The organism is Nocardiopsis sp. NPDC058631 (assembly GCF_042716955.1).
Classification (GTDB): Bacteria; Actinomycetota; Actinomycetes; order Streptosporangiales; family Streptosporangiaceae; genus Nocardiopsis.
The window spans coordinates 31,889-35,163 of sequence record NZ_JBHXQY010000067.1; the positions used below are offsets into that span (position 1 = coordinate 31,889).

Here is a 3,275-nt window from a genome sequence, read left to right on the forward strand (position 1 = left end):
CCGTACTGCTGGCCGTACTGCTGCGAGGCGTCGAAGGCCGCCTGCTGCTGAGCCGGGTCGTAGGCCGCCTGCTGCCCGGACGCGTCGGCCTGGAAGCCGGTGTCCTGCGCCGGGTACGCGGGCGGCGCGAAGGACTGCTGCGCACCGGTCGCCGGCGGGTACTGCTGCGGCGGGTACTGGTACTGCGGCTGCGGCGCGGCCCTGGGGACCAGCGTCGGGTCCCCGAAGGCCTTGAGCAGGGCGAAGCCGAGGATGCCGAGTACGGCGGCGGAGCCGAGGGTGGACACGAAGCCCGCGAAGCCCAGGCCGATGTTGTCGTTGGCGGCCGCACCGACGAACTCGGTGATGAGGTTGATCGCGGCGAACAGCAGGCCGACACCGCTCATGACCAGGCCGGCGAGCACGATCGGCGAGGCCGCCTGGCGCGTGCGCTCGCTCGTCAGAACGAGGGCGGCCGCGGCGGCCAGCAGCACCGGGACGTGGAGGCCGAAGAACGCCCCGCTCGCCCCGCCCATCGCTCCGGCGAAGGTACCCGGGTAGCCGGAGCCCGCGATCAGGTGGATCAGGCCCGAGAGCATGGACGCTCCCACCGCGCTGACCAGGACCCAGGCCCCGGGAAGGCGCAGGCGTTCTAGTGTTTCGTTGTTCAAGAGAGGTTCCCCTCTGCTGCTTCTTCGCCGTCGCGTCGGTGGAAGCTTGGCATATCGTCGGACTGTCGGGTGAATCGGCCGCGTCCAGGTGGAGGTGTGGGGACACCGGAGCGGGCCGAAGAGGTGAGATGGCGACCTGCACACCGGGGTTCACGAACTCCCGGTTCCGGAACGGTCACACGAGGGCCGCGAACCCACTGCGGGGCAGACGACCCATACACGCCCCCAGCCTGCCAGACTTGGACGCATGCGGATAGTCGTACCGGCTGGCGGTATCGGCGGCGCGCGTTTCCTCCGCGGTCTGAAGGCCGCGCTCGGGAACGGGGCACCGGCCACCGACGAGCAGATCACAGTCAACAACATCACCGTCATCGGGAACACCGGCGACGACATCACCCTGTTCGGGCTGCGGATCTGTCCGGACCTGGACACGGTGATGTACACCCTCGGCGGGGGGATCGACGAGGAACAGGGCTGGGGCAGGGCCGACGAGACCTTCACCGTCAAGGAGGAGCTCGCCGCCTACGGGATGAAGCCCACGTGGTTCGGCCTGGGCGACCGGGACACCGCGACGCACATCGTGCGCGCGCAGATGATCGCGGCCGGGTTCCCCCTCTCCGCGATCACCGAGGCGCTGTGCGACCGCTGGCGGCCGGGGGTGCGCCTGCTGCCCATGACCGACGACCAGGTCGAGACGCACGTGGTCGTGGACGACGGCGGGGGCCGCCGGGCGATCCACTTCCAGGAGTGGTGGATCAGGCACCGGGCCGCCCTGCCCGCGGAGCAGATCATCAGCGTCGGCGCCGACACCGCCAGGCCGGCCCCCGGCGTGCTGGCCGCCATCGCCGAGGCCGACGCCGTCATCCTGCCCCCGTCCAACCCGGTGGTCAGTGTCGGGTCGATCCTCAACGTGCCCGGTATCCGCGAGGCCATGGTCGGCAGGACCGTCGTGGGCGTCTCCCCCATCATCGGCGGGGCGCCGGTGCGCGGCATGGCCGACGCCTGCCTGGCCGCGATCGGCGTGGAGACCGGCGCGGGTGCCGTCGCCGAGCACCTGGGATCCGACCTCCTGGACGGCTGGCTGGTGGACGAGGCCGACGCCGGTACCGAGGTCGAGGGCATCGAGGTGCGCTCGCGCCCCCTGTACATGAGCGATCCCGCCTCCACCGAGGCGATCGCGCGCGCCGCGGTCGACCTGGCCGTGGAGCTGGCCGGGCGCGGGTCCGAGGGCGGGGCGACCCGGGAGTGAGCACCGAACTGCGGGTACGCGGCCTGAACGGTATGCCCGAGGTACGCGCGGGCGACGATCTGGCCGCCCTGGTCGCCGAGGCGGCGCAGGCCTCGGGAACCGCGCTGGCCGACGGCGACATCCTCGTCGTCACGTCCAAGGTGGTCAGCAAGGCCGAGGGGCGCTCCCGGCGGATGGACCGTGAGGAGGCCGTCGACGCGGAGACCGTGCGTGTGGTCGCCCGCGCGGGCCGCACCCGGATCGTCCAGACCCGGCAGGGCCTGGTCATGGCCGCGGCCGGGGTGGACGCCTCCAACGTCGAGCCCGGCACCGTCCTGCTGCTGCCCGAGGACTCCGACTCCTCCGCCCGCGCGCTCCGCGCCGGTCTGCGCGCACGCCTGGGCGTGAACGTGGCGGTGATCGTCTCCGACACCTTCGGACGCCCGTGGCGGGTCGGCCAGACCGACGTGGCCATCGGCGCGGCCGGGCTGTCGGCCGTCCAGGACCTGCGCGGCACCGAGGACACCCACGGCAACACGATGGAGGCGACCGTCAACGCGGTCGCCGACGAGATCGCCGGGGCCGGCGATCTGGTCAAGGGCAAGACGAGCGGTGTCCCGGTGGCGGTGGTCACAGGCCTGCGCGCGCTGGTCACCGAGGAGGACGGGCCCGGCGCGGCCGCGCTCGTGCGCCCTGCCGACGCCGACCTGTTCCGCTACGGGTCGCGGGACGTGGTCGCGGCCCGCAGGACGGTGCGCTCGTTCACCGACGCCCCCGTGGACCCCGCCGCCGTGCGGCGCGCGGTGGCCACCGCGGTGACGGCCCCCGCCCCGCACCACACGACCCCGTGGCGGTTCGTCCTGGTGGAGTCCCCGCAGACGAGGAAGCGGCTGCTCGACTCCATGTTGCAGGCGTGGGTCGCGGACCTGCGCGGCGACGGGTTCTCGGCGGAGCAGATCGCCAGGCGGACGCGGCGCGGCGACGTGCTGCGCGGGGCACCGTACCTGGTGGTGCCGTTCCTGGTCGCCGACGGCGCGCACCCGTACCCGGACGCGCGCCGGGCGGACGCCGAGCGGTCGATGTTCCAGGTGGCGATGGGCGCCGGGGTGCAGAGTCTGCTGGTGGGACTGGCGATGGAGGGGCTGGGTTCGGCCTGGATCTCCTCGACCATGTTCTGCCCGGACGTGGTGCGCGAGGTGTTGGAGGTGCCCCAGGACTGGCAGCCGATGGGGTCGGTGGCCGTGGGTCACGCGGCCGAGCCTCCCGGGGACCGCCCGCCGCGCGACCCCGGGGACTTCGTCACGTGGCGGCCCCCCGAGGGCTGGAACCGCCGCCTGGTGTACACCTTCGGCGGCGGATGCGCGGGCGGCTGGTACGTGCAGGGGGCCAGGACCGCC

Annotated in this window: 1 protein-coding gene and 2 pseudogenes; 2 read left to right on the plus strand and 1 reads right to left on the minus strand. The window is 73.3% G+C overall.

The window, feature by feature from the left end; genetic code table 11:
* Positions 1–650: pseudogene (locus tag ACFWTE_RS20850) on the minus strand (hypothetical protein); the annotation flags it as partial.
* Between the two features lie 247 nt (positions 651–897).
* Between ACFWTE_RS20850 and cofD the strand changes: the two are divergent.
* Both cofD and ACFWTE_RS20860 read left to right on the plus strand, forming a co-directional pair.
* Positions 898–1,899 (plus strand): 2-phospho-L-lactate transferase, encoded by a 1,002-nt coding sequence (cofD, locus tag ACFWTE_RS20855; RefSeq protein WP_378781294.1) that lies wholly within the window; start codon positions 898–900, stop codon positions 1,897–1,899.
* Positions 1,896–3,188, plus strand: a pseudogene (locus ACFWTE_RS20860) (coenzyme F420-0:L-glutamate ligase); the annotation flags it as partial. The gene cofD and the pseudogene ACFWTE_RS20860, both read left to right, overlap by 4 nt.
* Between the last annotated feature and the right edge of the window lie 87 nt (positions 3,189–3,275).

Coding starts and splice junctions, on each gene's coding strand:
- cofD (WP_378781294.1), top strand. CDS start 898: ATGCGGATAGTCGTACCGGCTGGCGGTATCGGCGGCGCGCGTTTCCTC.